The organism is Azospira sp. I13 (genome assembly GCF_003112695.1).
Classification (GTDB): Bacteria; Pseudomonadota; Gammaproteobacteria; order Burkholderiales; family Rhodocyclaceae; genus Azospira.
On the sequence record NZ_BFBP01000002.1, the window covers coordinates 436,715 to 462,729 of the forward strand.

The following is a 26,015-nucleotide window of genomic DNA, read 5'->3' on the forward strand; positions in this document are numbered from 1 at the left end:
CTGGCCACCCGTGCCGATGCCACCCAGCACCAAGGCGATTTCCGGGCCATCGTTGAAGGCGTCAATGAGACCCTGGATGCGGTGATCGGCCCCCTCAATGTGGCGGCCAACTACGTCGATCGCATTTCCAAGGGTGACATCCCGCCGAAGATCACCGACTCCTACAACGGTGACTTCAACACCATCAAGAACAACCTCAACACCTGCATCGAAGCGGTCAACAAGCTGGTGGCCGACGCCGGCCTGCTGAGCAANTTGGCCACCCGCGCCGATGCCAACCAGCACCAGGGTGATTTCCGCGCCATTGTCGAAGGGGTGAACAACACCCTGGATGCGGTGATCGGCCCCCTCAACGTCGCCGCCAACTACGTGGACCGCATCTCCAAGGGCGACATTCCGCCGAAGATCACCGATTCTTACAACGGCGACTTCAACACCATCAAGAACAACCTCAACACCTGCATCGAAGCGGTCAACAAGCTGGTAGCCGACGCCGTTATGCTGAGCAAGGCTGCCGTAGAAGGTCGTCTGGCCACCCGGGCCGATGCTTCCCAGCACCAGGGCGACTTCGGCCGCATCGTCGAAGGGGTCAACGAGACGCTGGATGCCGTCATCGGCCCCCTCAATGTCGCTGCCAACTACGTGGATCGCATCTCCAAGGGCGACATTCCGCCGAAGATCACCGATTCCTACAACGGTGACTTCAACACCATCAAGAACAACCTCAATACCTGCATCGAGGCAGTCAACAAGCTGGTGGCCGACGCCAACATGCTATCCAAGGCGGCGGTGGACGGCCGTCTGGAAACGCGTGCCGATGCCACCCAACATCAGGGCGACTTCCGCAAGATCGTCAATGGTGTCAATGAGACCCTCGACGCCATCGTCGGCCCGATCAACGAAGTGCGCCGTATCATGAGCGCTCTGGAAGTGGGCGACCTGACCCAGAATGTGGCCAAGGAATACCTGGGCGACTTCAAGCTGCTCAAGGATGCCGTCAATAACACCGTCGCCAAGCTGGCTGACACTGTTGCCCAGGTGAAGACCGCGGCCGATGCCCTGACCAATGCCTCCGGCCAGGTCTCCGTCACCGCCCAGTCCCTCTCCCAGTCGTCTTCCGAACAAGCGGCTTCGGTTGAGGAATCCACGGCCTCGGTGGAGCAGATGAGTTCCTCCATCAACCAGAATGCCGAGAATGCCAAGATCACCGACAACATGGCGTCCAAGGCAGCCACCGAAGCCAAGGAAGGTGGTACGGCGGTAAAGGATACCGTCGGCGCCATGAAGCAGATCGCCGGCAAGATCGGCATCATCGACGACATCGCCTATCAAACCAATCTGCTCGCCCTCAATGCCGCCATCGAGGCGGCCCGGGCCGGCGAACACGGCAAAGGTTTTGCTGTGGTTGCCGCCGAAGTGCGCAAGCTGGCCGAGCGTTCCCAGGTAGCCGCTCAGGAAATCGGTGAGCTGGCCTCCAACTCTGTTGGACTGGCGGAAAAGGCAGGGCATCTGCTGGACGAGATTGTCCCGTCCATCAACAAGACCTCGGATCTTGTTCAGGAAATTGCCTCCGCCTCCCAGGAACAATCCACCGGCGTAGCCCAGATCAACAACGCCATGAACCAGCTGAACCAAGCCACCCAACAAAACGCCTCGGCTTCGGAAGAGCTGGCAGCAACAGCGGAAGAACTCGGCGGCCAGGCAAGTCAGTTGCAGCAGCTGATGGATTTTTTCACCATTGCCGAACAGGGCCGGCGTTCCGCCCGCGCCCCCTATTCAGCACCGGTGGTACATCACTCCGAAGCTCATCCGCGGGCGGCCCTGGCTTCGCCCCAGATCAATGACGATGACTTCGAGAAGTTCTAACAGGAGAGAGTAAGTTCATGACCAATCTGGCTCCCAAGGGGGCGGAAACGTCACTGGCAGTCGGCGGCGCGAAGCTGCCGGCTGCTGTCGATGCTGCTCCCGCCCAGTACCTGACGTTCCAGCTGGGGGGCGAAGTCTTCGCCCTCGGCATCCTCAATGTGAAGGAAATCATTGAGTACGGCACCATCACGGAAATTCCCATGATGCCCTCCTTCATTCGCGGGGTGATCAACCTGCGTGGGGCCGTCGTCCCGGTGATCGACCTGATGGCTCGCTTCGGTGGCGCACCGGCCAACATCGGGCGCCGTACCTGCATCGTCATCATCGAAATGATGCAGACGGTGGAAGGCAGTGAAGTCCGCCAGGACATCGGCGTGGTCGTCGATTGCGTCAATGAAGTGCTGGAAATCCCGGGGGCGGAGATCGAACCGCCTCCTGCCTTCGGTGCCAAGATCCGCGCCGACTTCATTGCCGGCATGGGCAAGGTAGCGGGCAAGTTCGTCATCATCCTCAACACCGACCGGGTACTGTCGGTCGAGGAAATGACGGCCCTGACCCAGCTCTCCGCCCACCCCACCAACACCCCAGAAGAGACCGGCGCAGTCCGTTAAGATCCGGCCCAAAAATTCCCAGGAGAACTTCATGACTGTTGCCAAACGTCTGCTACTACTGTCCATCTCGGCCATTCTCGGCCTGGCCCTGCTGACCGGGCTGGGCTATATGCAGATCAACAAGGTTTTCAATACCACCAACTACACCAACGAGAACGTGGTGCCCAGCATGGTGCTGCTCAACACTGCAGCCCAATCCTTCAGCACCGTCCGCGTCACCATCCTGCGCCACGTCATCAATACCGACCCGGCCCAACGCCAGGCCATCGACGACAAGCTGGCCAAGGCCAAGGAAGTGCTACAGAAGAACTTCAAGGACTACGAGGCCCTCGTGGCCGACGCCAAGGACAAGCAGCTGCTGGACAATGAGCGCACCCTTTTTCAGGAATACGCCAAGGGCATCGAACAGATCGCCGAAGCCGCCCGGGCCGGCCGTAACGACCAGGCCAAGGAACTGCTTGGCACCTATTCGGCCATCGCCGAGAAGGTGAATAACGCCATCGAAGAGCACAATCTCTACAACGTGGAGATTGGCAAGCGCTCTGCCGAGGCTGCGATTTCCGACAAATCCAGCGCCGTTGCCCTCTCCCTGATCATTTCCCTGATCACCATCGTGGCCATCGCCATCATCGCCCTGATCATCACCCGCACCCTGCTGAAGCAGCTGGGTGCCGACCCCTCCCAAGTGGTGGAAATTGTCCGTGAAGTGGCAGAAGGCAACCTCACGGTGGAGATCAAGACCAAGGACGGCGACAACTCGAGCCTCCTGTTTGCCGTGCAGAGCATGGTGAGCAAGCTCTCCCAGATCATCGGCGAAGTGCGCAGCGCCGCCGACAACCTCTCCTCCGCCTCCGAACAGGTCTCGGCCACCGCCCAGTCCCTTTCCCAATCCTCCAGCGAACAGGCAGCCTCCGTCGAGGAAATCACCTCCACCCTGGAAGAATCCACGGCCTCCGTCACCCAGAACACGGAGAACGCCAAGATCACCGACAACATGGCCGCCAAGGCAGCTACCGAGGCAGCGGAAGGCGGCACGGCGGTGAAAGACACCGTCAGCGCCATGAAGCAGATCGCCGGCAAGATCGGCATCATCGACGACATCGCCTACCAGACCAACCTGCTGGCCCTCAATGCCGCCATCGAAGCAGCCCGGGCCGGCGACCATGGCAAGGGCTTTGCCGTGGTGGCAGCAGAAGTGCGCAAGCTGGCCGAGCGCTCCCAGATTGCCGCCCAGGAAATCGGCGAACTGGCCTCCGACTCCGTCGGTATGGCCGAGAAGGCCGGCACCCTGCTGGATGAAATGGTCCCCACCATCCGCAAGACCTCCGATCTGGTGCAGGAAATCGCCTCCGCCTCCAGTGAGCAAACCACCGGCATTTCCCAGATCAACCAGGCCATGAACCAGCTCAACCAGGCGACCCAGCAGAATGCCTCCGCCTCCGAAGAGCTGGCCGCCACGGCCGAGGAAATGGGCGGCCAGGCCGAGCAACTGCAAAGCCTGATGCGCTTCTTCCGTGTCGATGACGGTTTGCCGGCAGCCAGCTACACCCCCAGCAAGCCCAAGGTGGCAAGCAAGGCAGTAGCAACCCCCAGCCGCCCCGCTGCCGCCCGCAGCGTCGCCTCCCGCACGCCCTCCGGCCAAGGCCCGGACGAGCATAACTTCGAGCGCTTCTGAGCGACAGGAGCGGCACCATGGCCAACCTCGTTCCCCAGCGAAATACGGCGCAACTGGCCGTCACCGATGATTCCCGGCAATACCTGACTTTCACCCTGGGAGCAGAGGCTTTCGCCGTCGGCATTCTCAATGTCCGGGAGATCATTGAGTACGGCGCCCTGACCGAAATTCCGATGATGCCGGGCTTCATCCGTGGCGTTATCAACCTGCGAGGCGCCGCCGTGCCGGTGATCGACCTGGCCACACGCTTTGGTGGCCAGCAAACGTCCCTGGGCCGCCGCACCTGCATCGTCATCATTGAGATGCAGCTTGCCGGCGCCGCAGCGCCCCAGGATATCGGCATCATCGTGGACTGCGTCAACGAGGTTCTCGAGATTCCTGCTGCCGACATCGAGCCCCCGCCCTCCTTCGGCTCCAGCATCCGGGCCGATTTCATCCATGGCATGGGCAAGGTGGCTGGCAAGTTTGTCATCATCCTCAACATCGCCCGGGTGCTCTCGGTGGATGAAATGGCCCTGCTGGTCAATGCCAGCGAATCCGGGAGCCCGGAAAGCATGGCGGTCTGATGGACAACCCCGCCATCACCAATCAGGAATTCGCCCATATCCAGGCCCTGATCTACAAGATTGCCGGCATCCAGCTTTCCGAGGCGAAGAAGGTCCTGGTGGTCGGGCGCCTCAGCCGGCGTCTCAAGCACTACGGCATGACCAGTTTCGGGCAGTACTACAAGCTCGTCACCTCCCACGAGGAAAACGGTGAATTGCAGACGATGGTGGATTTGCTGACCACCAACGAAACCTATTTCTTCCGCGAGCCCAAGCATTTCGATTTCCTGGCTAACGAACTGCTGCCCAAGGTCCGGCCGGGCAGCCCTTTCGCCGTCTGGAGTGCTGCCTGTTCCAGCGGTGAAGAGCCTTACACCATCGCCATGGTGCTGGCCGAGAAGTTTGGCCGCAGCACGCCCTGGCAAGTCACCGGCTCCGACATCAGCACCGTGGTGCTGGCCAAGGCCCGAGCCGGTCACTACCCCCTGGAACGCACCGAAGGCATTCCTCTCGACTACCTGAAGAAGTACTGCCTGAAAGGCGTGCGCTCCGAGGCCGGCACCCTCCTCATCTCCCGGGAATTGCGGGAGCGGGTCAGCTTCCGGCAGGTTAACCTGACCAAGCCGCCTCCTGATATCGGCCCCTTCGATGTCATCTTCCTGCGCAATGTCATGATCTATTTCGACATGGACACCAAGCGCTTGGTGGTGAACAACCTCATTACCCGCCTCAAGCCAGGCGGCTATTTCATCGTCGGACATTCCGAGAGCCTCAACGGCATCACGGACAAGCTGGAGACGCTCCGCCCGACCATCTATCGCAAGCCCTGAATCCGCCATGGCCGACATGCACGAGGTCTTCCTCAATCCCGGGGACTTCCACTTCGGTGGCGGCCATACGCGAATTCGCACCCTGCTTGGGTCCTGCGTTTCCATCGCCCTGTGGCACCCGACCCGCCACATCGGCGGCATGTGCCACTACATGCTGCCAAACCGGGGGCTGCGTCCCCGGGCCGAGCTGGATGGCCGTTATGCCGACCAGGCCATGGCCCTGTTCGATACGGCCATCAGCAAATATGGCACCCGGGCCAATGAATACCTGGCCAAGATTTTTGGCGGCGGCAACATGTTTCCCGGCAAGCCGGTGCGTACTGGCTTTGAAATCGGCCAGCGCAACATTGAAATGGCCCACCAGTTGCTGGCTGAACGAAAGATACCCGTCGTTGCCGAACACCTCGGTGGGGAAGGCCACCGCAAGCTCGTATTCGACCTGTGGAGCGGCGATGCCTGGCTGGCATTCCAAGAAGCCGCTCCCGACAACAAAGGACTGCAGACCCCATGCCTCCCATCAAAGTAATGATCGTCGATGACTCTGCCGTCGTCCGGCAGGTGGTTCGCCAGACCCTGGAAGCCGACCCGGGCATGAAGGTGTTGGGGGCTGCCTCCGACCCCCTCTTTGCCCTGGAACACATGAAGCGGGAATGGCCGGATGTCATCATCCTGGACATCGAAATGCCCCGCATGGACGGCCTCACCTTCCTCAAGAAGATCATGGCCGAGCACCCCACGCCGGTGGTGATCTGCTCCTCCCTGGCGGAAAAGGGTGCCGAGGCCTCCATGAACGCCCTGGGCGCCGGCGCCGTCAGCATCATCACCAAGCCCAAGATGGGGCTCAAGCAATTCCTCGAAGACGCTTCCGCCGACCTGGTCAGCGCCGTCAAGGCGGCTGCCCGGGCTAATGTGCGCCGCCTGGTACCCAACCAGCGCATGACCACCGGCAGCAACGGTGTCCTCAACGTGGCCCCCAAGCTGACGGCGGACGCCGTCATTTCCGCCGGCGGCCTGGGCAGCGGCGCCAACATGGTCAAGACCACCGACCGCATCATCGCCATTGGCACCTCCACCGGCGGCACCCAGGCCCTGGAAGCGGTCCTCACCAAACTGCCGGCGGTCTGCCCCGGCATCGTCATCGTTCAGCACATGCCGGAGAAGTTCACCGCCATGTTTGCCGAACGCCTCAACGGCCTGTGCCAGATCGAGGTGCGGGAAGCCAAGCACGGCGACCGGGTGGTGCCGGGCCGCGCCCTTATCGCCCCCGGCGGCAAGCATATGCTGCTGACCCGCAGCGGCGCCCAATACACGGTGGAAGTGGTGGATGGCCCCCTGGTGAACCGACATCGCCCCTCGGTGGACGTACTGTTCCGCTCCTGCGCCAAGTTCGCTGGGCGCAATGCCTTGGGCATCATCATGACCGGCATGGGCGACGATGGTGCCCGGGGCCTCAAGGAAATGGCCGATGCCGGTGCCGATACGGTGGCGGAAGACGAATCCACCTGCGTGGTCTTCGGCATGCCCAAGGAGGCGATCAAGCTGGGGGCCGCACGCACCGTATTGCCCCTGCACCGCATTCCGGAAGCCATCGTGGCTGCCGGAAGAAGCTAACACCCTTATATAATCGAGCTTTCGCCCCTGCCCGGGGGCCAAAATCCCCTTTTTTGGAAGCCTGCCATGGAATTGAGTGAACTGCAGCGGGACGCCCTGGTTGAGGCATTCAACATCGGCGTGGGTCAGGCAGCTGCCAGCCTGGCCAGCATCGTCAACGAGGAGGTGAAGCTCTCCGTCCTCACGCTGCAACTGATTCCCCGGGACGAAGCCCTGAAGCAGTTCAACTTCCACAACAGCGACCGCATCTGTGCCGTCTCCCAGCGCTTCAGCGGCGCCTTCGACGCCATGGGTTTCCTCATCTTCCCGGAGGAGCAGGGCCTGGAGGTGGTGCGCCGCATGGTGGGCGAATCCCTCTCTCTCAAAGAGCTGACGGAACTGGAACAGGAGGCCATGAGCGAAATCGGCAACATCCTGCTCAATGCCTGCGTCGGCACCCTGGCCAACCTTTTTCAGCGCCCCCTCAACAGCACCCTGCCGACCTATTACCTGGGCTCACCCCAGGAAGTCATCGGCCCCCAGATCGGCCTCAATGGCGAAGCGGTGCTGCTGCTGCACATTGATCTGACCCTGGAGCAGCACGAGATTAAAGGCTTCGTCGCCTTCCTGCTGAGCGTGGATTCCATCGCCGCCCTGGTCGGCGAAATTGACCGCTACATCGCCCAGGCCCTGGGAGGCCAGTGACATGGAGCCGTCCCGCCTGAGCACCTCCCTGCTGCTGCAACTGGCCCACACGGTCAATGAAGGGCTGATCCTGCTCGATTCCGCCGGCACCGTACAACTCTGGAACCGCTGGCTGGAGGAGCGTTCAGGCATTGCCGCCGCCAGCATTGAAGGGCGCCGCCTGGAAGACATTTTCCCTCCCCTGGCCAACAGCCGCCTGGCTCACGCCGTGGATACGGCCCTGCGCCAGCAGTTGCCGGCCATCCTCTCCCAGACCCTGAACCGCCGCCCCTTCCCCCTGACCGACCGGCCCCATGGTGAAACCGTGCCCATCGAGCAGGCCATCACCATCGCGCCGCTGCGGGGCTTTGCCGATACGCCCTACTGCCTCATCCAGATCCAGGACGTGACGGCAGCGGTGCGCCGGGAACGCCAGTTGCGGGAACAGGCCCAGCAGCTGCAGGCCCTCTCCAACATCGACAGCCTGACTGGCGTCGCCAACCGTCGCAGTTTCGATAGCCGCTTCCAGGAGGAATTCCAGCGGGCCCAGCGCCATGGTGGCCATCTTTCCGTGCTGATGCTGGATATCGATTACTTCAAGGAATACAACGACACCTACGGCCACCAGGCCGGGGACACCTGCCTCACCGTCGTTGCCAATGCCCTCAAGCACTGCCTGCAACGGGGGGGGGATTTCGTTGCCCGCTACGGCGGCGAGGAATTCTCGGTAGTGCTGCCGGGTAGTGACCACAAGGCGGCCTGCACCGTGGCCGTGGCGCTCCAGGAGCAGGTAGCCATGCTTGGCATGCCCCACGCCTCTTCCCAGGCCTCCAGCCACCTGACGGTGAGCATCGGCGTTGCTACCGCCCGCCCGGACCGCGATGCCCGGGCAGTGGACCTGCTACGGGCGGCGGACGTCGCCCTCTACCAAGCAAAGCGCCTGGGCCGCAACCGGGTGGTCAGCGCCGATGCCCTGGACAGCACCGTCGCCACCGGCAACTAGGGCCGGCGCCTACAGGCTGGCCCGCCAGAAGGACTCCGCCTCCGCTGCCGGCATGGGCCGGGCAAAGTAGAAACCCTGGGCGGCGCCGCAATCGTGGTGCCGCAGAAAGTCCAGCTGCTCCACCGTTTCCACCCCTTCCGCAATCACCGCCAGGCCCAGGCTATGGGCCATCTGGATGATGGTGGCCGTAATCGCCGCATCATCCGGGTCACTGGCGATATCCCGCACGAAAGCCTGGTCAATCTTTAGCTTGTCCAGCGGCAGGCGCTTCAGGTAGGCGAGGGAAGAATAGCCGGTGCCGAAATCATCCACCGACAGCTGTACCCCCTGGGCCTTGAGGCGGTCCAGCAACTCCACCGCCTGGTCGCCATGGTGCAGCATCATGCTCTCCGTCAGTTCCAGTTCCAGCCAGTCCGGCGACAGACCGCTATCAGCCAGGGCCGAAGTGATGGAATGCTCGAACTGGGGATGACGGAACTGCAGGGCGGAAATATTCACCGCCACTGGCACTGGCGGCAGCCCTTGTTCCTGCCAGCGGCGGTTCTGGCGGCAGGCCTCGGCCAGCACCCAGGTCCCAATGGGCACGATCAGCCCGGAATCCTCGGCCACCGGGATGAAACGCCCCGGGGGAATCAGCCCCATTTCAGGGTGGTGCCAGCGGATCAGGGCCTCGAAGCCGATCAGCTGGTAGTGGCGCCCATCCTTGGCCAGGGCCACCTGGGGCTGGTAATGGAGACAGAACTCCTGGCGCTCCAGGGCGCGGCGCAGGCTGTTTTCCAGGGAGAGGCGCTCCAGCACCCGGCTATTCATGTCCGGGGTGAAGAAGTGGAAGCTATCCCGGCCGGCCTCTTTGCTGTGGTACATGGCCGCATCGGCATTACGCACCAGGGTCTGGGCGTCGGCACCGTCGTCGGGATAGACGGCGACGCCGATACTGGCCGTGATTACCAGATCATGGCCCTCCAGTTGATAGGGCCGGGTCAGGGCCGCCAGCAACTTCTCCGCCACCTGGGCCGCATCCTGGGGCGCCTCGATGGTGGATAGCAAGACCACGAATTCGTCGCCACCGGGGCGGCTCACCGTATCGGCGTTGCGCACACAATCGAGGATACGACGGGCCACTTCCTGCAGCAGCAGGTCCCCTAACTGATGGCCGAGGGAATCGTTGATGTTCTTGAAGCGGTCCAGGTCCAGGCAAAGCAGGGCCAGCTGGTCACCATTGCGCCCGGCATGGGCGATGGCCTGCTCCAGGCGGTCCAGCAACAGGCTGCGATTGGGCAGGCTGGTCAGGCCGTCATGCTCGGCCAGGAAGCGGATCCGCTCCTCGCTCCGCTTGCGCTCGGAAATATCGGTGAATACCGCCACGTAGTTGCCCAGGGCGCCTGCTTCATCCGGCACCGTGGTGATGGAGAGCCACTCGGGGTAGACGCTGCCGTCCTTGCGCCGATTCCAGATTTCCCCCTGCCAGGCCCCGGCGCTCTTTAGGTGATGCCAGAGGGTGCCGAAGAAGGCGCTGTCATGGCGCCCGGAATTGAGCACCCGGGGGTCCCGCCCCAGCACTTCGGCTTCACTGTAGCCGGTGATTTCGGTAAAGGCATGATTGACCGAGAGGATGCGGTTGTCCCGGTCGCAAATGAGGATGCCTTCGCTGGCCCCATCCAGCACCTTCGCCACCAGCCGCAGCTGGGCCTCCGCCCGCCGCCGTTCGGTGATGTCGTGGATGATGGAATAGAGCAGTTGGCGACCACCGAGCTGTACCGGGCCGCTGTGCACCTCCACCTCCCGCACCTCGCCGCTGGCGATACGGTGGCGGAAATTGAAATAACGGCGGGCCTCCCGCACGGCCAGAGCCATCTCCTCTGCCACCTCCTCTGCCGAGAGGGAATTGATGTCCTTGATACTCATGCTGCGCAGCACTTCCACGGGATGGCCGTAGAAGGCCGCGGCAGCCGGGTTGGCATCGACGATGGCACCGCTTTCCGGATCGATGAGCAGCTTGATGGAGGTGTTGTTCTCGAACATCTGCCGATAGCGTTCCTCGTTCTCCCGCAGGGCCTGCTCCTGGCGCTTGGCCTGGTCGATATCTTCGATGACCACCACGACGCCCTCCTCCGGCCGCTGGGCATCCACCAGACGGGCGTAGAAGTTGGCCCAGAAGATGGAGCCGTCCATGCGCCGGAAGCGCCGCTCAAAATGGGCCACACCGCCATCGGCAACGGCGGGGTAAAGCTGACTGCCGAACTCGGAAAACTCGGCACTGCTGGGGTAGAAAGGCTCCACGGAACGGCCCAGGGCCTGGCCCAGGGAGATGCCGAAAAGGCGCTCCAGGGCACGGTTGGCGCGAATCAGCTGACGCCCCCGCACCACCGCGATGACCACCGGGCTGGCATCGAAGATGGACTCCATCTCCGCCACCCGGGCCGAGAGATCGCTCCGGGCCTGGCCCAACTCCCCCAGTAACTGGTAAAACTCCCGCGCCAGACGGCCGATTTCGTCGTCGTTGAAGGGCGGGCTGTCCAGGGCATGTCCGTGGTCCAGTCGCAGGGCCACCACATGCTCCTGCAGATGGGTCAGGGGCTTGAGTACCCGACGCATGGCCAACCACACCAGCAACCCCAGAACCAGGGTCATGACCGCCAGGGAATAGACCGCCACCCAACGGCCCTCGCGGATCGGCGCATAAGCTTCATCCACCGGCAGCAAGGCACCGAGCACCCAGCCGGTGCTGGGAATGGTCTTGAAGCTCATCAGCACCCGCTCGCCGTAGCTGGTGCCGCCTTCGGCACTGCCCTCGAAGCCAGCTAGGGCCTTGTCCAGAACCGGGTTCTCCCCGGGCGCCACGGCCACCTTGAGAATCCGCTCCTGAAAGCGGCTGACCAGGGTGATCCGGTCCTTGGTCAGCAGGGTGAAGTGGCCGCTGCGACCCACCTTGCGCCCGGCCAGGCCGCCCAGGAACTGTGGCTTGAGCAATTGCAGGGTACCGGAAAGCACCGCCATGACCCGGCCTTCCCGATCCAGAATGGGGGCCGACATAGCCAAGGTGGGCACCCGGGTGACCCGCCCCATGAAGGGCGCCGAAACCACCGGCCGGCCCTGGTCCAGCACTTCCCGCACGTGGGGCATGGTGGAAACGTCGGTACCCCGGCGATCCGGCAGCTCCGGGGTATCGGCAACGACCCGGCCATCAGGATTGGCGACGATGAGGTCGTCGAAGAGTAGCAGCAGGGAATATTTGTCGTCGAGGAAGGCTTGCAAACGCTGGGGCTGTTGCAGCAGTTCAGGAGTGATGGCGGCGGCGGTGCGGGCCAGGGCAGCCTGATTGAGTTGCACCCGCTGGTCCATTTCTTCGGCCACGCGGGAGACGAGGGAATATTGCTGATCAGCCACCGTCTGCTGGAGCCGCCCCAGGGTCAGGTTGAGCTGCACATAGCTGCCGGCCCCCACCAGCAGCACCACCAGCAAGGTGATGGCCAGGGCCATTTTGGTCTTCAGACTCACATTGTCTCCGTGCCGGCTTGCTTTGTTATGAATGGGCGCTGCGCCCACAGCCCTGGCTGGCAGTCATATTACCATTGGTAGATGGCTTCGGCCGGGGCCCCAACCCCGGCCAAAAAATCAGGCCAGAGTGACGCTCAGACGCCCGACACCGGCCACCTCGCCGACCAGGGTATCGCCGGGCAGGATGGTGGATACCCCGGCCGGTGTGCCGGTGAAGATGAGGTCGCCAGGGGCCAGGCGCACCATGGTGGAAAGGTTGGCGATGATGGCCGCCACCGGCCAGTTCATCTGCCCCAGATCCCCCGACTGGCGCCGTTCCCCATTGACCTCCAGCCAGATGTGGCCACGCTCCGGGTGACCAGCCCGAGCGGCCGACAGCAGGGGGCCGACGGGGCCGGACTGGTCGAAGCCTTTGCCCATTTCCCAGGGCTGGGCCTTGTCCTTGGCCCGCTGCTGGTGATCCCGGCGGGTCAGGTCGAAGCCGACGGCGTAGCCGAATACCGCATCCAGAGCCTGCGCCAGGGGGATATCTTGGCCGGCCCGGCCCAGTTCCGCCACCGCCGGCCCCAGCGCCACCACCAGCTCCACCTCGTGCTGCAGGTTGTCCGTGGCGGGCGGGTAAGCCACCGTGGCGACGTGCCCTTCGGCCACCGGCACCAGGGCATCCCGGGGCTTGCTGAAGAAGAAGGGCGGTTCCCGGGTATCGGCACCCATTTCCCGGGCGTGGTCGGCATAGTTGCGGCCAACGCAATAGACCCGCCGCACGGGGAACAGCGTGTCGGCGCCAAGCACCGGCAGGGCAACGACGGGAGGAGGAGCGAAGAGGTAGGGCATGGGCAATTCCTGCACGGGGTTAGACCGGGTTGTCGATATCGATGAAGCGGCAGTCGAGGCCGAAACGCTCGGCCAGGTGGTCGGCCAGGGCCCGGGCACCGCCCCGCTCCGTGGCATGGTGGCCGCAGGCCAGGTAGGGCACGCCGGTTTCCCGGGCCAGATGGGTGTTCTGTTCGGAGATTTCGCCGGATAGATAGGCGTCCAGCCCCAGGGCCACGGCCTGTTCAAAGTAGCCCTGGGCACCCCCGGAGCACCAGCCGATGCGGCCGACCAGGCGCTCCGCCGGGCCCACCAGCTGCACCGGGCGCCCCAGGGCCTGGCCCACCCGGGCCGCCAACGCTGCGGCCGTGCAGGGCTCGGCCAGGCGGCCGTGCCAGGCGATATCCTGGTCACCGAAGCGCCCTTCCGGCACGAAGCCGCAACCTTGAGCCCACTGGGCGTTGTTGCCCAGCTCCGGGTGGGCATCCAGGGGCAGGTGGTAGGCGATGAGGTTGATGTCATGGCGCAGGAGGGTGGCTAGGCGTTGTTTGCGGAAGCCGGTGACCCGGCCATCCTCCCCTTTCCAGAACCAGCCATGGTGCACCAGCACTGCATCCGCACCGGCCGCGACTGCGGCATCCAGCAGGGCCTGGCTGGCGGTGACGCCCGCCACGATGCGGCCAATCTCGGGCTTGCCTTCCACTTGCAAACCGTTTGGGCAATAATCCCGGAACCGGGCCGCTTCCAGCAATTCATCGAGATAGCGGGTCAATTCTTCACGTTTCATGGGTGTTCCCCCTTATTTTTCATGCGCAAGACCTGGTTGATTTTTGCACAAACGGTGACGGTGAGTCTTGCCGTGCTGTTTGTCATCGGCACCCTCAAGCCCGAATGGCTGAAGCAGCCGGGCGGCATTGTCTCGCTGCAGGAGGCCCCCCTTGCCGTCGGCAACGACGGCGCGGTGCAGGGCGGCTTCCGGGAGGCGGTGCGCCGCTCCCTGCCTTCCGTGGTGTACATCTTCACCAGCAAGGAGGTGAAAGCCTCCCGCCACCCCTTGTTCGACGATCCGGTTTTCCGCCATTTCTTCGGCGACCGCTTCGATAACGAACCCCAGCGGTCCTCGGGCCTGGGCTCCGGCGTCATCGTCAGCCCTGAGGGCTACATTCTCACCAACTACCACGTGGTAGAGGCGGCCGACGATATCGAGGTGGCGGTGAACGACGGGCGCAAGCTCAAGGCCAAGGTCATCGGGGCCGACCCGGAATCCGATCTCGCGGTGCTCAAGGTCAATGCCGACAAGCTGCCCGCCATCGTCTTTGGCCAGATGGACAGCATCCGGGTCGGCGACGTGGTGTTGGCCATCGGCAATCCCTTTGGCGTCGGGCAGACCGTCACCATGGGCATCGTCTCCGCCCTGGGCCGCTCCCACCTGGGCATCAACACCTTCGAGAACTTCATTCAGACCGACGCTGCCATCAACCCGGGTAATTCCGGCGGCGCCCTGGTGGATGCCCAGGGCAACCTGATCGGCATCAACACCGCCATCTACTCCCGCTCCGGCGGTTCCCTGGGCATCGGCTTCGCCATCCCCGTGTCCACCGCCAAGAGCATCATGGAGCAGATCATCCAGAGCGGCACCGTGACCCGGGGCTGGATCGGCGTCGAGGCCCAGGAAATCACGCCCGAGCTGGCCGAATCCTTCGGCCTGCCTGATGCCGAGGGCGCCCTCATTGCCGGGGTGCTGCGTGGCAGCCCGGCCGACAGTGCCGGCATCAAGCCTGGCGACATCCTCCTGGGAGTAGACGGCAAGACGGTAAAGGACCCCCAGGTCATGCTCGACCTCATTGCCGAACTCAAGCCCGGGACCGCCGTCCCCTTCAAGCTGCGGCGCAACCAGTCCCTGGTGGACGTGCAGGTCAAGATCGGCAAGCGTCCGCCCATGCGGCGTGACCCCGACCAGTAAGGCCGGGCGGAGACTGCCATGTGCCAACTGCTGGGCATGAACTGCAACGTGCCGACGGATATCTGTTTTTCCTTCACCGGTTTCCAGGCCCGGGGCGGCCTCACCGACGTCCATGCCGACGGTTGGGGCATCGCCTTCTTCGAAGGCCGGGGGACCCGCCTCTTCCTTGACCCCCAGCCTTCGGCCCATTCGCCGGTAGCGGCTTTGGTAGGGCAGTACCCCATCCGCTCCCGCAACGTCATTGCCCACATCCGCAAGGCCACCCAGGGCGTGGTGGCCCTGGAGAACACCCACCCCTTCATGCGCGAGTTGTGGGGCCGCTACTGGATCTTCGCCCACAACGGCAACCTGATCGATTTCGACCCGCCCCTGGACGGCAGCGTCATGCCCGTGGGCAACACGGATAGCGAACGCGCCTTCTGCTGGCTCCTCACATGCCTGCGTCAGCGTTTCGGCGATCATGCGCCGGCCTCCGCCGAGCTTTTCACCGCCCTCACGGAACTGGCCCGGGACCTCGGCACCCGGGGCGAGTGCAATTTCCTGCTCTCCAACGGCGACTGGCTGTTCGTCCATTGCTCCACCCAGCTCACCTATATCGTGCGCCAGGCGCCCTTTGCCAAGGCCCATCTGAAGGACCAGGACGTCACGGTGGATTTCAGCGAGGTGACCACTCCCGATGACCGGGTGGCGGTGATCGCCACCCAGCCCCTGACGGACGACGAGGTATGGACGCCCATGGAGCCGGGCAGTCTGTGGTGGTTCGAGGAAGGGAAAGTGGTGCAGACCGCGACGACCGTGCCCGGCCCAAAGAAGGCTGCCTGCGCGGCAACCTAGGCCGGCGGGGGATTATTCCGGCTTGTGGTCTGCCGGTAGGGTGGGCCGTTCGGGCCGGCGGCCGATGAAGGAAGCCAGGATGATACCCAGTTCGTAGAGCAGCCACAGGGGCACCGCCAGCATGATCTGGGACAACACATCGGGGGGCGTGAAGATGGCGCCGATGACGAAGGCGCCGACAATCACATAGGGCCGCCATTCCTTCAGCTTGGCGATATCCACCAGACCGATACGCACCAGCACGATGACAATCACCGGCACTTCGAAGGTGATGCCGAAGGCGACGAAGGTGGAGAGAACGAAGGACAGGTACTTGTCGATATCCGTCATCCAGGCCACGCCTTCCGGCGCCACCTTGGCCATGAAACCGAAGACCGTAGGGAATACCAGGAAGTAGGCGAAGGCCATACCACAGAAGAAGAGCAGCACCGAGGCGATGACCAGGGGCAGTACCAGGCGCTTCTCATGGGCATAAAGGCCCGGCGCCACGAAGGCCCAGGCCTGGAACAACACGTAGGGCAAGGCGATGAGAAAAGCCACCATCATGGTGACCTTCATCGGCACCAGGAACACCCCCACCACATCGGTGGCGATCATCTGGCCGCCGGCCGGCAGGGTGGCCAGCAGGGGATTGGCCAGCAGGGAGTACAGCTCCTTGGACCAGGGGAAGAGGCAGACGAACACCACCACCACGGCCAGCAGGGCGCGGATCAGGCGGTCCCGCAGTTCCACCAGGTGGGAAAGGAAGGACTCTTCGGCTTGGCCGTTGTCGTCGGGGCTGTCGAGACTCATGGATGGCGGGAGGAATGGCGGAGCATCAGGACTTGGGGGCTTCGGCCGGAGCCGGAGAAGACACAGCGGCATCGGCAAGCGAAGTGATCACTTCGGGAGCGGCCGGAGGGGTAACAGGAGCGGCGGCGGCAACTTCGGCCACCACATCAGTTGGCACCGCGGCCGGGGCGGTAGCCGGGGCAACGTCCGCCACCGGGTCGGCAGCGGGCGCCGGCGGCTGAATCGCCTCGTTGAGCCCCTTTTCGGTACTGCTCAGGCCCTGCTGGATGGAGTTCTCGAAGCTGCGGGCCGAATCCTGGATCTGCCCCTGGAGCTTCTTCAGCTCATCCAGCTGCATTTCCCGGTTGATGTCGGACTTCACGTCATTGACGTACCGCTGCAGGCGGCCGAGCAGATGGCCGGCCGTGCGCGCCACTTTGGGCAGGCGCTCGGGGCCGATGACGATCAGCGCCACCACGGCGATGACGATGAGTTCGGAAAAGCCGACATCAAACATAAGTAGAGGGAGAAAGGCCAATAAAAGGCCGGGGGCCCGGCAGCCGGCGGCTCCACGGGCGATCCCGGCACGAGGGGTTCATCAGGACTTGGTCTTTTCCTTGATCTCGCCCTCGATGGTCTGGCCACCGGAGACCTGCTGGGGAGGCGTGGCCGGAGTACCTTCAGCGGTACCTTCCTTGATGCCGTCCTTGAAGCCCTTGACCGCACCGCCCAGGTCCTGGCCTATGTTGCGCAGCTTCTTGGTGCCGAAAACCAGCATGACGATCACCAGAACGATCAGCCAGTGCCAAATGCTAAAGCTACCCATATCAGTCTCCTTGAATTCGTTTCAGCATCGGTCCGACAGGCGCGTCGCCCCCGACGATGTGGGCGTGCAGGTGCGGTACTTCCTGCTGGCCGATGCGGCCGGTATTGATGATGACGCGGAAGCCCTCGGGACTTCCCTGATCCACCGCAATTTTGTTGGCCACGGACAGCAGGCGGCCCAGCACCTCGCCATCGGCCTCGCCAACGTGGGCCAGGGACTCGATGTGGCGCTTGGGCACCACCAGCACATGCACCGGCCGAAGCGGGTTGATGTCGAGGAAGGCGAAGACATGCTCGTCTTCATAGACCTTGCGGGAGGGAATCTCGCCGCGCACGATCTTGCAGAAAATGCAGTTATCCATGATTACCCGGGTTCAGAAAATGGCGGGGAGCCGCATCATTTCGTGCGGGAAGCCTTCTCGTCAATCCCGGAAATACCCTCACGACGGCGCATTTCCTGGGACACGTCCTCGATGGAAAGGCCGTAGAAGGCCAGCAGCACCAGGATGTGGTAGATCACATCGGTGGATTCCCAGACGATGTTGAGGCGCTTGCCTTCCTTGCCAGCCATGATCAGCTCGGCGCATTCCTCACCGATCTTCTTGAGGATGGCATCCGGCCCCTTGGCGAAGAGCTGGGCGGTGTAGGAGGTCTCCGGGTCCGCGTTGCGGCGAGAGGCCAGGGTATCGGAGAGGCGGTGCAGGATGTCGTGAGTGCTCATTTTGCGTAAATTTCCTTCGGGTCTTTGAGAACCGGGTCGGCCGGAATCCAGCGATCGCCTTCCCGCCGGTAAAAGAAACAGCTTTCGCGGCCGGTGTGGCAGGCGATGCCGCCTTCCTGCTCGACACTGAGCAGGACCACATCGCCGTCGCAGTCGGCACGCATTTCCTTGACGTGCTGGAAGTGGCCGGACTCCTCGCCCTTGCGCCATACCCGGTTGCGGGAACGGCTCCAGTAGGTGGCACGGCCAGTGCGGGCAGTCTCTTCCAGGGTTTCCCGGTTGGCGTAGGCGAACATGATGACGCGGCCGCTGGCGGCGTCCTGGGCGATCACCGGGATGGTGCCATCGGCGCCGAACTTGAGGGCATCCAGCCAGGACAGGGAGGGATCGAGATCGTGACTCATGGCGGTGCCTTACAGGCGCACCTCGATGCCCCGATCGCGCATGAATTCCTTGGCCTGACGCACGGTGTATTCACCGAAATGGAAGATGGAAGCCGCCAGCACCGCATCGGCGCCGCCCTGGGTGACGCCGTCGGCCAAATGCTGGAGGTTGCCGACACCGCCGGAGGCGATCACGGGGATGGCCACCGCATCGGACACCGCCCGGGTCAGGGCCAGGTCAAAGCCATTCTTGGTGCCATCCCGGTCCATGGAGGTCAGCAGGATTTCACCGGCGCCCCGGGCGGCCACGTCCTTGGCCCAGGTCACCACATCCATGCCGGTATTGTTGCGGCCACCGTGGGTGAACACGCACCACTGGCCCGGCGCTGTCTGCTTGGCATCGATGGCGACGACGATGCACTGGGAACCCACTTTGGCGGAAGCATCGCTCACCAGGTCCGGGTTCTGCACCGCTGCGGTGTTCATGGAGACCTTGTCGGCGCCGGCATTGAGCAGGCGGCGCACATCTTCCACCTTGCGCACGCCACCGCCCACCGTCAGGGGAATAAACACCTGGGAGGCACAGGCCTCAATGATGTGCAGGATGATGTCGCGCTGGTCGGAACTGGCAGTGATGTCAAGGAAGGTCACTTCGTCGGCACCCTGCTCGTCGTAGCGGCGGGCGATTTCCACCGGGTCGCCAGCGTCCCGCAGTTCAACGAAATTGGTGCCCTTGACGACACGCCCGGCAGTTACGTCCAGGCAGGGGATGATGCGTTTGGCCAGCGCCATTACTTGCTGGCCCCGTTGGCCGCATCAGCAGCCGCCTGGGCCGCCTTGAAGTCCAGGGAGCCGTCGTAGATGGCCCGGCCGGCAATGGTGCCGACCACGCCTTCGCCTTCCACTTCGCACAGCTTCTGGATGTCATCCAGGTTGGAGAGGCCGCCGGAGGCGATGACGGGAATCTTCAGGGCCTGGGCCAGCTTCACCGTGGCGTCGATATTGATGCCGGAGAGCATGCCGTCGCGGCCGATGTCGGTGTAAATGATGGATTCGACGCCATAGTCCTCGTACTTCTTGGCCAGGTCGATGACGTCGTGGCCGGTCAGCTTGGACCAGCCATCCACAGCCACCTTGCCGTCCTTGGCATCCAGGCCGACGATGATATGGCCGGGGAAGGCCACACAGGCGTCATGCAGGAAGCCCGGGTTCTTCACCGCGGCGGTGCCGATGATGACGTAGGTGAGACCGGCATCGAGGCAGCGCTCAATGGTGTCCAGGTCGCGGATACCGCCGCCCAGTTGCACCGGGATCTCGTCGCCCACTTCCTTGAGGATGGCCTTGATGGCCCCCTGGTTTTTCGGCTGGCCGGCAAAGGCACCGTTGAGGTCCACCAGGTGCAGGCGGCGGGCGCCCTGGTCGAGCCAGTGGCGGGCCTGCTCGGCGGGGGACTCGGAAAAGACGGTCGCCTCTTCCATCAGGCCTTGCTTGAGACGGACGCACTGGCCGTCCTTCAGGTCAATCGCGGGAATGATCAGCATGATCGGGCGGAATTATGAGAAGAAAATCAGAGGGAAAACTGGCCGCTCAAGGCTGCCAGCGGATGAAATTGCGCAGCAGGGCGAGGCCGTCGCGGGCACTCTTTTCCGGGTGGGACTGGATCGCAAAAATATTATCCCGGGCCACCGCACAGGTAAAGGGGATGCCGTAGTCGGCCGTCCCCGCCACCACGGCCGGGTCTTCCGGGGTCACGTAGTAGCTGTGCACGAAGTAGAAACGGGCGCCATCCTCGATACCGTCCCACAGCGCGTGGGGGCGGGTGTGGCGCACCTGGTTCCAGCCCATGTGGGGCACCTTGAGGCGGGAGCCGTCGGCGGCCACCATCTGCTCGGCGGGGAAACGGCGCACCTGGCCGGCGAAAACGCCCAGGCCGGGCACGTCGCCCTCTTCGCTATGTTCGAACAACATCTGCAGGCCGATACAGATGCCAAGGAAAGGCTTGTCCTTGGCGGCCTGCAGCACGGCGGGGCGCAGCCCCCGGGCATCCAGCTCGGCCATGCAGTCGGGCATGGCGCCCTGGCCGGGAAAGACCACCCGCTCGGCGGCGGCGACCACCGCCGGATCGGCGGTAACCACCACTTCCTTGCCTTCGGCCACGTGCACCAGGGCCTGCCAGACGGAGCGCAGGTTGCCCATGCCGTAGTCGATGACGGCGATCTTGCCGTTGCCGCTGCTCATCAGAGCGCCCCCTTGGTGGAGGGAATGACGCCGGCAGTGCGCGGGTCCGGGCTCACCGCCGCGCGCAGAGCGCGGGCGAAGGCCTTGAAGATGGTCTCGCACTGGTGGTGGGCGTTCTCGCCCTTGAGATTGTCGATGTGCACGGTCATCAGGGCGTGGTTCACCAGGCCCTGAAAGAATTCGTGCACCAGTTCCGTATCCAGGGTGCCGAGCATGGCGCGCTTGAAATCGACGCGGAAGTCCAGGCCGGGGCGTCCGGAAAGATCCACCACGGCGCGGGAGAGGGCTTCGTCCAGGGGCACGTAGGCGTGGCCGTAGCGGGTCAGGCCCTTTTTGTCGCCCAGGGCCTTGGCCAAGGCCTGGCCCAGGGTGATGCCGATATCTTCGACAGTGTGGTGGCCGTCGATATGCAGGTCGCCCTTGGCTTCCACTTCCAGGTCGATCAGGCCGTGGCGGGCGATCTGGTCCAGCATGTGGTCCAGGAAAGGGATGCCGGAATTGAGCTTGGCACAGCCGGTACCGTCCAGATTGAGACGTACCGTGACCTGGGTTTCGAGGGTATTGCGCGAGACTTCGGCTTGCCGCATGGGTAACACCGTTCAAAAGGGGGACAAACAGGCGGCCATGATACCATTTCAGCCCTGATGCAGCCTTGCGCTGCGCGTTTTTCCGCCCCCCCCTTCCCCCGGTAGATTGTCGTCATGAGCAAATTCTGGAGCCCCCTGGTTCACAGCCTCACCCCCTATGTTCCCGGCGAGCAGCCCAAGCTGCCCAATCTGGTGAAGCTGAACACCAACGAGAACCCCTATCCGCCCTCCCCCAAGGCCGTGGCGGCCATGCAGGCGGAGATCGGCCATGATGGCGCCAGCCTGCGCCTCTACCCGGACCCCAACAGCGACCGCCTGAAGGCCGCTGTTGCCGCCTTCTACGGCGAATTCGGCATCACCGCCCAGCAGGTCTTCGTCGGCAACGGCTCCGACGAAGTGCTGGCCCACGCCTTCATGGGGCTGCTCAAACATGACGCCCCCCTGCTCTACCCGGACATCACCTACAGCTTCTACCCGGTCTATGCCGGCCTCTACGGCATCACCCCGAAGACCGTGCCCCTGGGCGAGGATTTCGGCATCGACCTGGCCGCCTACCGTCAGCCCAACGGCGGCATCATTTTCCCCAACCCCAACGCCCCCACCGGCCGCCTGCTGCCTTTGGCCGAGATCGAGGCGCTGCTGGCAGCCAACACGGAATCCGTCGTGGTGGTGGATGAAGCCTATGTGGATTTCGGCGGTGACACGGCCATTGCCCTGGTGAATCGCTTCCCCAACCTGCTGGTGGTGCACACCCTCTCCAAGTCCCGCTCCCTGGCGGGCCTGCGGGTCGGCTACGCGGTGGGCCACCCGGCGCTGATCGAAGCCCTGGAACGGGTCAAGAACAGCTTCAACTCCTACCCCCTGGACCGCATCGCCATCGTCGGCGCCGAGGCGGCCATGGCCGACCGGGAGTGGTTCGACCGCACCCGCAATGCGGTCATCGCCAGCCGGGAACAGCTGGTGAGCGACCTGAGCCTGCTCGGTTTCGACGTACTGCCTTCCGCCGCCAACTTCGTCTTCGCCCGCCATCCGGGCCGGGATGGCGCCGAACTGGCCCAGGCTCTGCGCCAGCGCAGCATCATCGTGCGCCACTTCAAGGCCCCGCGCATCGACCAGTTCCTGCGCATCACCATCGGCACCGACGAACAGTGCGCCGCCTTGGTGACGGCCCTGAAGGAAATCCTCGGCTGATGGCCCGCTAAGGCCTGACCCGGGGCCGGTCGATGACCGGCTGGCCCCGCCGCATCACCTCAAGCAACACCCGGGAGAGGCAAGCAGCAAGCCATTCTTCCCGGCACCCACGCCTCCCGTAAGCAAACACGCCACGTTCCAGGCATACCCCACGGAGATTGGCGTCTTTCCTGCCTCTCCAGGCACGTCACTAGACAGCCCCGGCCAACCGCCATCGGGGACGCCAATCAAACCCAGCCGAGCAAGCCCGCCAGCGCCCCCAGGCCGATCAGCCACAGGGGATGCCATTTCGTTTTCAACAACGCCACCGCCGTGAGCGCGGCGAGAATGGTGCCGCCCCAGCCCAGGCCGGCCGACTGACCGATGAGGAAAGCGGCGGCGAAGATCAGGCCCACCGCCAGAGGCGCCACGCCCAACTGCACCGATTGCTGCCAGCGGGCCCCGGCGAAGCGGTGCCAGTGGCGCATCAGCACGTAGATCATGATGCCGGTGGGCAGGATCATGCCCAGGGAGGCGGCCAGGGCGCCGGGCACGCCCGCCACCTCCCAGCCGATCAAGCTCACCACCAGGCCGTTGGGCCCGGGCGCGGCCTGGGCGATGGCGTAGAGATGGGTGAAAGTGGCGTCGTCCAGCCAGTGCTTTTCCAGCACCACCACCCGGTGCATTTCCGGCAGCAGGGCCGAGGCGCCGCCGAAAGCCACGCAGAAGAGCAGGGCAAACTGGAAGAAGAGATCGGCCAGCAACATCATGGCGCCGCCTTGCGCCGCAGGTAGGCATAAGCCACGCCGCCGGAGAGACTGAGCAGGCCGACCATGACCACCGGCATGGGCCAGCGCAGCACCGCCACGGCGACAAAGACCGCCAGGGTGAAGGGCAGGAACAGGCGCTTCAGTTTGAGGGCCAGGGCCATGCGCCAGGCCGTGCCGAAAAGCAGGCCGCAGCCCACCGCCGCCACGCCCCGCAACAAGCCCTGGGCCTGAGGCAGCTGGCCGTAGCGGTCATAGAGCAGACCCAGCAGCAGCACGATCAGCAGGGGGCCGCCGAAAAGGCCGGTGACCGCCGCGACGGCACCGCGGATGCCCTGGTAGCGGGAGCCCACGGCAATGGACAGGTTGGCCACATTGGGCCCGGGCAGGAACTGGCACAGGCCCAGAAGGGAATTGAATTCCTCCGCCGTCAACCAGCACCGCTCCTCCACCAGCATGCGCCTGGCGAAGGGCAAAACACCGCCGAAGCCGGAAATGCCGACGGAGGAAAAGCCAAGAAACAGCTGCCTGCACGTGACAGGGGCGGGAGAGTTGCCTCCCCCGCCCCCGGGCTGTTCCTGTGCGCCGGTCTCAGGCATCGAGACGGTAGCGGGCCGACTGGGCATGGGCCGGCAGGCCCTCCCCGTCCGCCAGGGTGGCGGCGATGCGGCCCAGGGTCTGGGCCCCGGCCTGGGACACCCGGATCAGGCTGGTGCGCTTCTGGAAGTCGTAGACCCCCAGGGGCGAGGAGAAGCGGGCGCTGCCGGAGGTGGGCAGCACGTGGTTGGGGCCGGCGCAGTAGTCGCCCAGGGACTCGGAGGTGTAGGGGCCGATGAAGATGGCGCCGGCGTGGTGAATCTTCTCCACCCAGGCATCGGGCTCGGCCAGGGACAGTTCCAGGTGCTCCGGGGCCACCCGGTTGGCCATGGCCACGGCCTCTTCCAGATCCTGCACCAGGATCAGGGCGCCCCGGTTTTCCAGGGAGGTGCGGATCACGTCGCGGCGCGGCATGGTGGGCAGCAGCTTGTCGATGCTGGCCTGCACCTTCTCGATGTAGGCGGCGTCGGGGCAGATCAGGATGGACTGGGCCAGCTCGTCGTGTTCGGCCTGGGAGAAGAGGTCCATGGCCACCCAGTCCGGGTCCGTGGAGCCGTCGGCCAGCACCAGGATTTCCGAGGGGCCGGCCACCATGTCGATGCCGACGATGCCGAACACCCGGCGCTTGGCGCAGGCCACATAGGCGTTGCCCGGGCCGACGATCTTGTCCACCTGGGGCACGGTTTCGGTGCCGTAGGCCAGGGCGGCCACGGCCTGGGCGCCGCCGATGGTGAAGACGCGATCCACGCCGGCCAGACAGGCGGCCGCCAGCACCAGGGCGTTGTGTTCGCCGCCGGGGGTGGGCACCACCATGATCAGTTCCTTGACCCCCGCCACCTTGGCCGGCAGGGCGTTCATCAGCACCGAGGAGGGATAGGCGGCCTTGCCGCCGGGCACGTAGAGACCGACCCGGTCCAGGGGCGTCACCATCTGGCCGAGCATGGTGCCGTCGGCTTCGGTGTAGGTGAAGCCGGCACCCAGCTGGCGCTCGTGGTAAGTGCGGATGCGCTGGGCTGCCGCTTCCAGGGCGGCCCGGCGCTCGGTGGGAAGGCCGTCCAGGGCGGCCTGCAGCTCGGCCTTGGGCAGCTCCAGGGCGGCCATGCCGGCAACGGAGAGACGGTCGAAGCGGTTGGTGTATTCCACCACCGCGGCGTCGCCCCGGGCCTTGACGTCGGCCAGGATGCCGACCACGGTCTTTTCGATGTTCTCGTCCTGGGCGCCCTCGAAGGCCAGCAGTTCATCGAGGCGCTGCTGGAAATCGGCGTCGGCGCTGCTCAGGCGCTTGATATTCACGCTGCTCATGCATTCTTCTCCACGGCCTGGGTAAAGGCGTCCAGGATGGGACCAAGGGTTTCCCGCTTAAGTTTCAGGGAAGCCTGGTTGACGATGAGACGGGAGGAGATGTCCATGATGTGCTCCACCTCCACCAGGTTGTTGGCCTTCAAGGTGCCGCCGGTGGAAACGAGGTCCACGATGGCGTCGGCCAGACCGGCCAGGGGCGCCAGTTCCATAGAGCCGTAGAGCTTGATGAGGTCCACGTGCACGCCCTTGGTGGCGAAGTGTTCCCGGGCCATCTTGATGTACTTGGTGGCGATCTTCAGGCGGGCGCCCTGGCGCACGGCGTTTTCATAGTCGAAACCGGCGGGCACGGCCACGCTCATGCGGCACTTGGCAATCTTCAGGTCCAGGGGCTGGTAAAGGCCGGCGCCGCCGTGCTCGATCAGCACGTCCTTGCCGACCACGCCGATGTCGGCGGCGCCATGCTGGACATAGGTGGGCGCATCGGTGGCGCGCACAATGACCACCCGCACGTCAGGCCGGTTGGTGGCGATGATCAGCTTGCGGGAGGTTTCGGGATTTTCAGTCGGCACGATGCCGGCAGCGGCCAGCAGGGGCAGGGTTTCTTCGAAGATGCGGCCCTTGGAAAGGGCGATGGTAATGCCGTTCACGGCGGATTCCCGGATGCAAAAACGTGCATTTTACCGTATCCCGCCCCCGACATGCCGTCATGGCGTGCCGCTGCCTTGGGCGGCCGGGTGGAATA

At 64.2% G+C, this 26,015-nt stretch carries 29 protein-coding genes; 12 read left to right on the plus strand and 17 right to left on the minus strand.

Annotated features, from left to right (window positions below; genetic code table 11):
• The 9 genes from AZSI13_RS17845 to AZSI13_RS02110 all read left to right on the plus strand — a co-directional run.
• A partial coding sequence (locus tag AZSI13_RS17845) for a methyl-accepting chemotaxis protein (protein ID WP_235609599.1) occupies positions 1-1,866 on the plus strand: 1,866 nt, incomplete at its 5' end.
• A gap of 17 nt (positions 1,867-1,883) precedes the next feature.
• The gene (locus AZSI13_RS02075) at positions 1,884-2,477 is read left to right on the plus strand and encodes a chemotaxis protein CheW (RefSeq protein ID WP_109039521.1); all 594 of its coding nucleotides are present in this window, start codon (positions 1,884-1,886) and stop codon (positions 2,475-2,477) included.
• A gap of 31 nt (positions 2,478-2,508) precedes the next feature.
• Complete coding sequence (locus AZSI13_RS02080) at positions 2,509-4,152, plus strand: methyl-accepting chemotaxis protein (protein WP_109039522.1); 1,644 nt, start codon at positions 2,509-2,511, stop codon at positions 4,150-4,152.
• 17 nt (positions 4,153-4,169) lie between these two features.
• Complete coding sequence (locus AZSI13_RS02085) at positions 4,170-4,718, plus strand: chemotaxis protein CheW (protein ID WP_109039523.1); 549 nt, start codon at positions 4,170-4,172, stop codon at positions 4,716-4,718.
• A complete protein-coding gene (locus AZSI13_RS02090; RefSeq protein WP_109039524.1) occupies positions 4,718-5,527 on the plus strand; it encodes a protein-glutamate O-methyltransferase CheR in 810 nt (269 codons plus the stop codon). The genes AZSI13_RS02085 and AZSI13_RS02090 overlap by 1 nt, the downstream gene beginning before the upstream one ends.
• 7 nt (positions 5,528-5,534) lie before the next feature.
• A complete protein-coding gene (locus AZSI13_RS02095; protein WP_109039525.1) occupies positions 5,535-6,053 on the plus strand; it encodes a chemotaxis protein CheD in 519 nt (172 codons plus the stop codon).
• Positions 6,035-7,138, plus strand: coding sequence for a chemotaxis response regulator protein-glutamate methylesterase (locus AZSI13_RS02100; RefSeq protein WP_109039526.1), 1,104 nt, complete (start codon positions 6,035-6,037; stop codon positions 7,136-7,138). Before AZSI13_RS02095 ends, AZSI13_RS02100 begins: the two co-directional genes overlap by 19 nt.
• A gap of 66 nt (positions 7,139-7,204) precedes the next feature.
• The gene (locus tag AZSI13_RS02105) at positions 7,205-7,822 is read left to right on the plus strand and encodes a chemotaxis protein CheC (protein WP_109039527.1); all 618 of its coding nucleotides are present in this window, start codon (positions 7,205-7,207) and stop codon (positions 7,820-7,822) included.
• 1 nt (position 7,823) lies between these two features.
• Positions 7,824-8,804, plus strand: a complete 981-nt coding sequence (locus tag AZSI13_RS02110; protein WP_109039528.1) for a diguanylate cyclase — start codon at positions 7,824-7,826, stop codon at positions 8,802-8,804.
• Positions 8,805-8,813: 9 nt separating this feature from the next.
• Here AZSI13_RS02110 and AZSI13_RS02115 read toward each other — a convergent pair whose 3' ends face one another.
• The 3 genes from AZSI13_RS02115 to AZSI13_RS02125 all read right to left on the minus strand — a co-directional run bounded on the left by AZSI13_RS02115 (position 8,814) and on the right by AZSI13_RS02125 (position 13,902).
• Positions 8,814-12,302, minus strand: coding sequence for an EAL domain-containing protein (locus AZSI13_RS02115; protein ID WP_109039529.1), 3,489 nt, complete (start codon positions 12,300-12,302; stop codon positions 8,814-8,816).
• A 117-nt stretch (positions 12,303-12,419) separates the two neighbouring features.
• Positions 12,420-13,136 (minus strand): fumarylacetoacetate hydrolase family protein, encoded by a 717-nt coding sequence (locus AZSI13_RS02120; RefSeq protein ID WP_109039530.1) that lies wholly within the window; start codon positions 13,134-13,136, stop codon positions 12,420-12,422.
• A 19-nt stretch (positions 13,137-13,155) separates the two neighbouring features.
• A complete protein-coding gene (locus tag AZSI13_RS02125; RefSeq protein ID WP_109039531.1) occupies positions 13,156-13,902 on the minus strand; it encodes a Nif3-like dinuclear metal center hexameric protein in 747 nt (248 codons plus the stop codon).
• 21 nt (positions 13,903-13,923) lie between these two features.
• Between AZSI13_RS02125 and AZSI13_RS02130 the strand changes: the two genes are divergently transcribed.
• Both AZSI13_RS02130 and AZSI13_RS02135 read left to right on the plus strand, forming a co-directional pair.
• Positions 13,924-15,078: a Do family serine endopeptidase gene (locus AZSI13_RS02130; RefSeq protein ID WP_109039532.1), complete on the plus strand. Its 1,155-nt coding sequence runs from the start codon at positions 13,924-13,926 to the stop codon at positions 15,076-15,078.
• 18 nt (positions 15,079-15,096) lie between these two features.
• Complete coding sequence (locus AZSI13_RS02135) at positions 15,097-15,912, plus strand: class II glutamine amidotransferase (protein WP_109039533.1); 816 nt, start codon at positions 15,097-15,099, stop codon at positions 15,910-15,912.
• Between the two features lie 12 nt (positions 15,913-15,924).
• On the opposite strand, the gene tatC is transcribed toward AZSI13_RS02135, so the two are convergent.
• The 10 genes from tatC to hisB all read right to left on the minus strand — a co-directional run bounded on the left by tatC (position 15,925) and on the right by hisB (position 21,437).
• Positions 15,925-16,704 (minus strand): twin-arginine translocase subunit TatC, encoded by a 780-nt coding sequence (tatC, locus tag AZSI13_RS02140; RefSeq protein ID WP_109039534.1) that lies wholly within the window; start codon positions 16,702-16,704, stop codon positions 15,925-15,927.
• A 25-nt stretch (positions 16,705-16,729) separates the two neighbouring features.
• A complete protein-coding gene (gene tatB, locus AZSI13_RS17850) occupies positions 16,730-17,200 on the minus strand; it encodes a Sec-independent protein translocase protein TatB (protein WP_235609600.1) in 471 nt (156 codons plus the stop codon).
• An 81-nt stretch (positions 17,201-17,281) separates the two neighbouring features.
• Positions 17,282-17,509, minus strand: coding sequence for a Sec-independent protein translocase subunit TatA (tatA, locus tag AZSI13_RS02150; RefSeq protein WP_109039535.1), 228 nt, complete (start codon positions 17,507-17,509; stop codon positions 17,282-17,284).
• Between the two features lies 1 nt (position 17,510).
• Positions 17,511-17,870, minus strand: a complete 360-nt coding sequence (locus AZSI13_RS02155; protein WP_109039536.1) for a histidine triad nucleotide-binding protein — start codon at positions 17,868-17,870, stop codon at positions 17,511-17,513.
• 35 nt (positions 17,871-17,905) lie between these two features.
• Positions 17,906-18,229 carry a phosphoribosyl-ATP diphosphatase gene (locus tag AZSI13_RS02160; RefSeq protein WP_109039537.1) on the minus strand — a complete coding sequence of 108 codons (324 nt, stop codon included), beginning with the start codon at positions 18,227-18,229 and terminating at the stop codon, positions 17,906-17,908.
• Positions 18,226-18,633, minus strand: coding sequence for a phosphoribosyl-AMP cyclohydrolase (gene hisI / locus AZSI13_RS02165; RefSeq protein WP_201262277.1), 408 nt, complete (start codon positions 18,631-18,633; stop codon positions 18,226-18,228). Before hisI ends, AZSI13_RS02160 begins: the two co-directional genes overlap by 4 nt.
• A gap of 9 nt (positions 18,634-18,642) precedes the next feature.
• Positions 18,643-19,404 (minus strand): imidazole glycerol phosphate synthase subunit HisF, encoded by a 762-nt coding sequence (gene hisF / locus AZSI13_RS02170; protein WP_109039538.1) that lies wholly within the window; start codon positions 19,402-19,404, stop codon positions 18,643-18,645.
• A complete protein-coding gene (hisA, locus tag AZSI13_RS02175; protein ID WP_109039539.1) occupies positions 19,404-20,153 on the minus strand; it encodes a 1-(5-phosphoribosyl)-5-[(5-phosphoribosylamino)methylideneamino]imidazole-4-carboxamide isomerase in 750 nt (249 codons plus the stop codon). Before hisA ends, hisF begins: the two co-directional genes overlap by 1 nt.
• 46 nt (positions 20,154-20,199) lie before the next feature.
• Positions 20,200-20,850 (minus strand): imidazole glycerol phosphate synthase subunit HisH, encoded by a 651-nt coding sequence (gene hisH, locus AZSI13_RS02180; RefSeq protein WP_109039540.1) that lies wholly within the window; start codon positions 20,848-20,850, stop codon positions 20,200-20,202.
• A complete protein-coding gene (hisB, locus tag AZSI13_RS02185; protein WP_109039541.1) occupies positions 20,850-21,437 on the minus strand; it encodes an imidazoleglycerol-phosphate dehydratase HisB in 588 nt (195 codons plus the stop codon). The genes hisH and hisB overlap by 1 nt, the downstream gene beginning before the upstream one ends.
• Before the next feature lie 114 nt (positions 21,438-21,551).
• Between hisB and hisC the strand changes: the two genes are divergently transcribed.
• A complete protein-coding gene (gene hisC, locus AZSI13_RS02190) occupies positions 21,552-22,628 on the plus strand; it encodes a histidinol-phosphate transaminase (RefSeq protein WP_109039542.1) in 1,077 nt (358 codons plus the stop codon).
• A 227-nt stretch (positions 22,629-22,855) separates the two neighbouring features.
• On the opposite strand, the gene AZSI13_RS02195 is transcribed toward hisC, so the two are convergent.
• From AZSI13_RS02195 to hisG, 4 genes are all read right to left on the minus strand, one after another.
• Positions 22,856-23,377 carry a chromate transporter gene (locus AZSI13_RS02195; protein WP_109039543.1) on the minus strand — a complete coding sequence of 174 codons (522 nt, stop codon included), beginning with the start codon at positions 23,375-23,377 and terminating at the stop codon, positions 22,856-22,858.
• Positions 23,374-23,898, minus strand: coding sequence for a chromate transporter (locus AZSI13_RS02200; protein WP_268807496.1), 525 nt, complete (start codon positions 23,896-23,898; stop codon positions 23,374-23,376). Before AZSI13_RS02200 ends, AZSI13_RS02195 begins: the two co-directional genes overlap by 4 nt.
• A gap of 67 nt (positions 23,899-23,965) precedes the next feature.
• Positions 23,966-25,273 (minus strand): histidinol dehydrogenase, encoded by a 1,308-nt coding sequence (hisD, locus tag AZSI13_RS02205; RefSeq protein ID WP_109039545.1) that lies wholly within the window; start codon positions 25,271-25,273, stop codon positions 23,966-23,968.
• On the minus strand, positions 25,270-25,920 hold the full coding sequence (gene hisG, locus AZSI13_RS02210; protein WP_109039546.1) for an ATP phosphoribosyltransferase: 651 nt from the start codon (positions 25,918-25,920) through the stop codon (positions 25,270-25,272). Before hisG ends, hisD begins: the two co-directional genes overlap by 4 nt.
• Between the last annotated feature and the right edge of the window lie 95 nt (positions 25,921-26,015).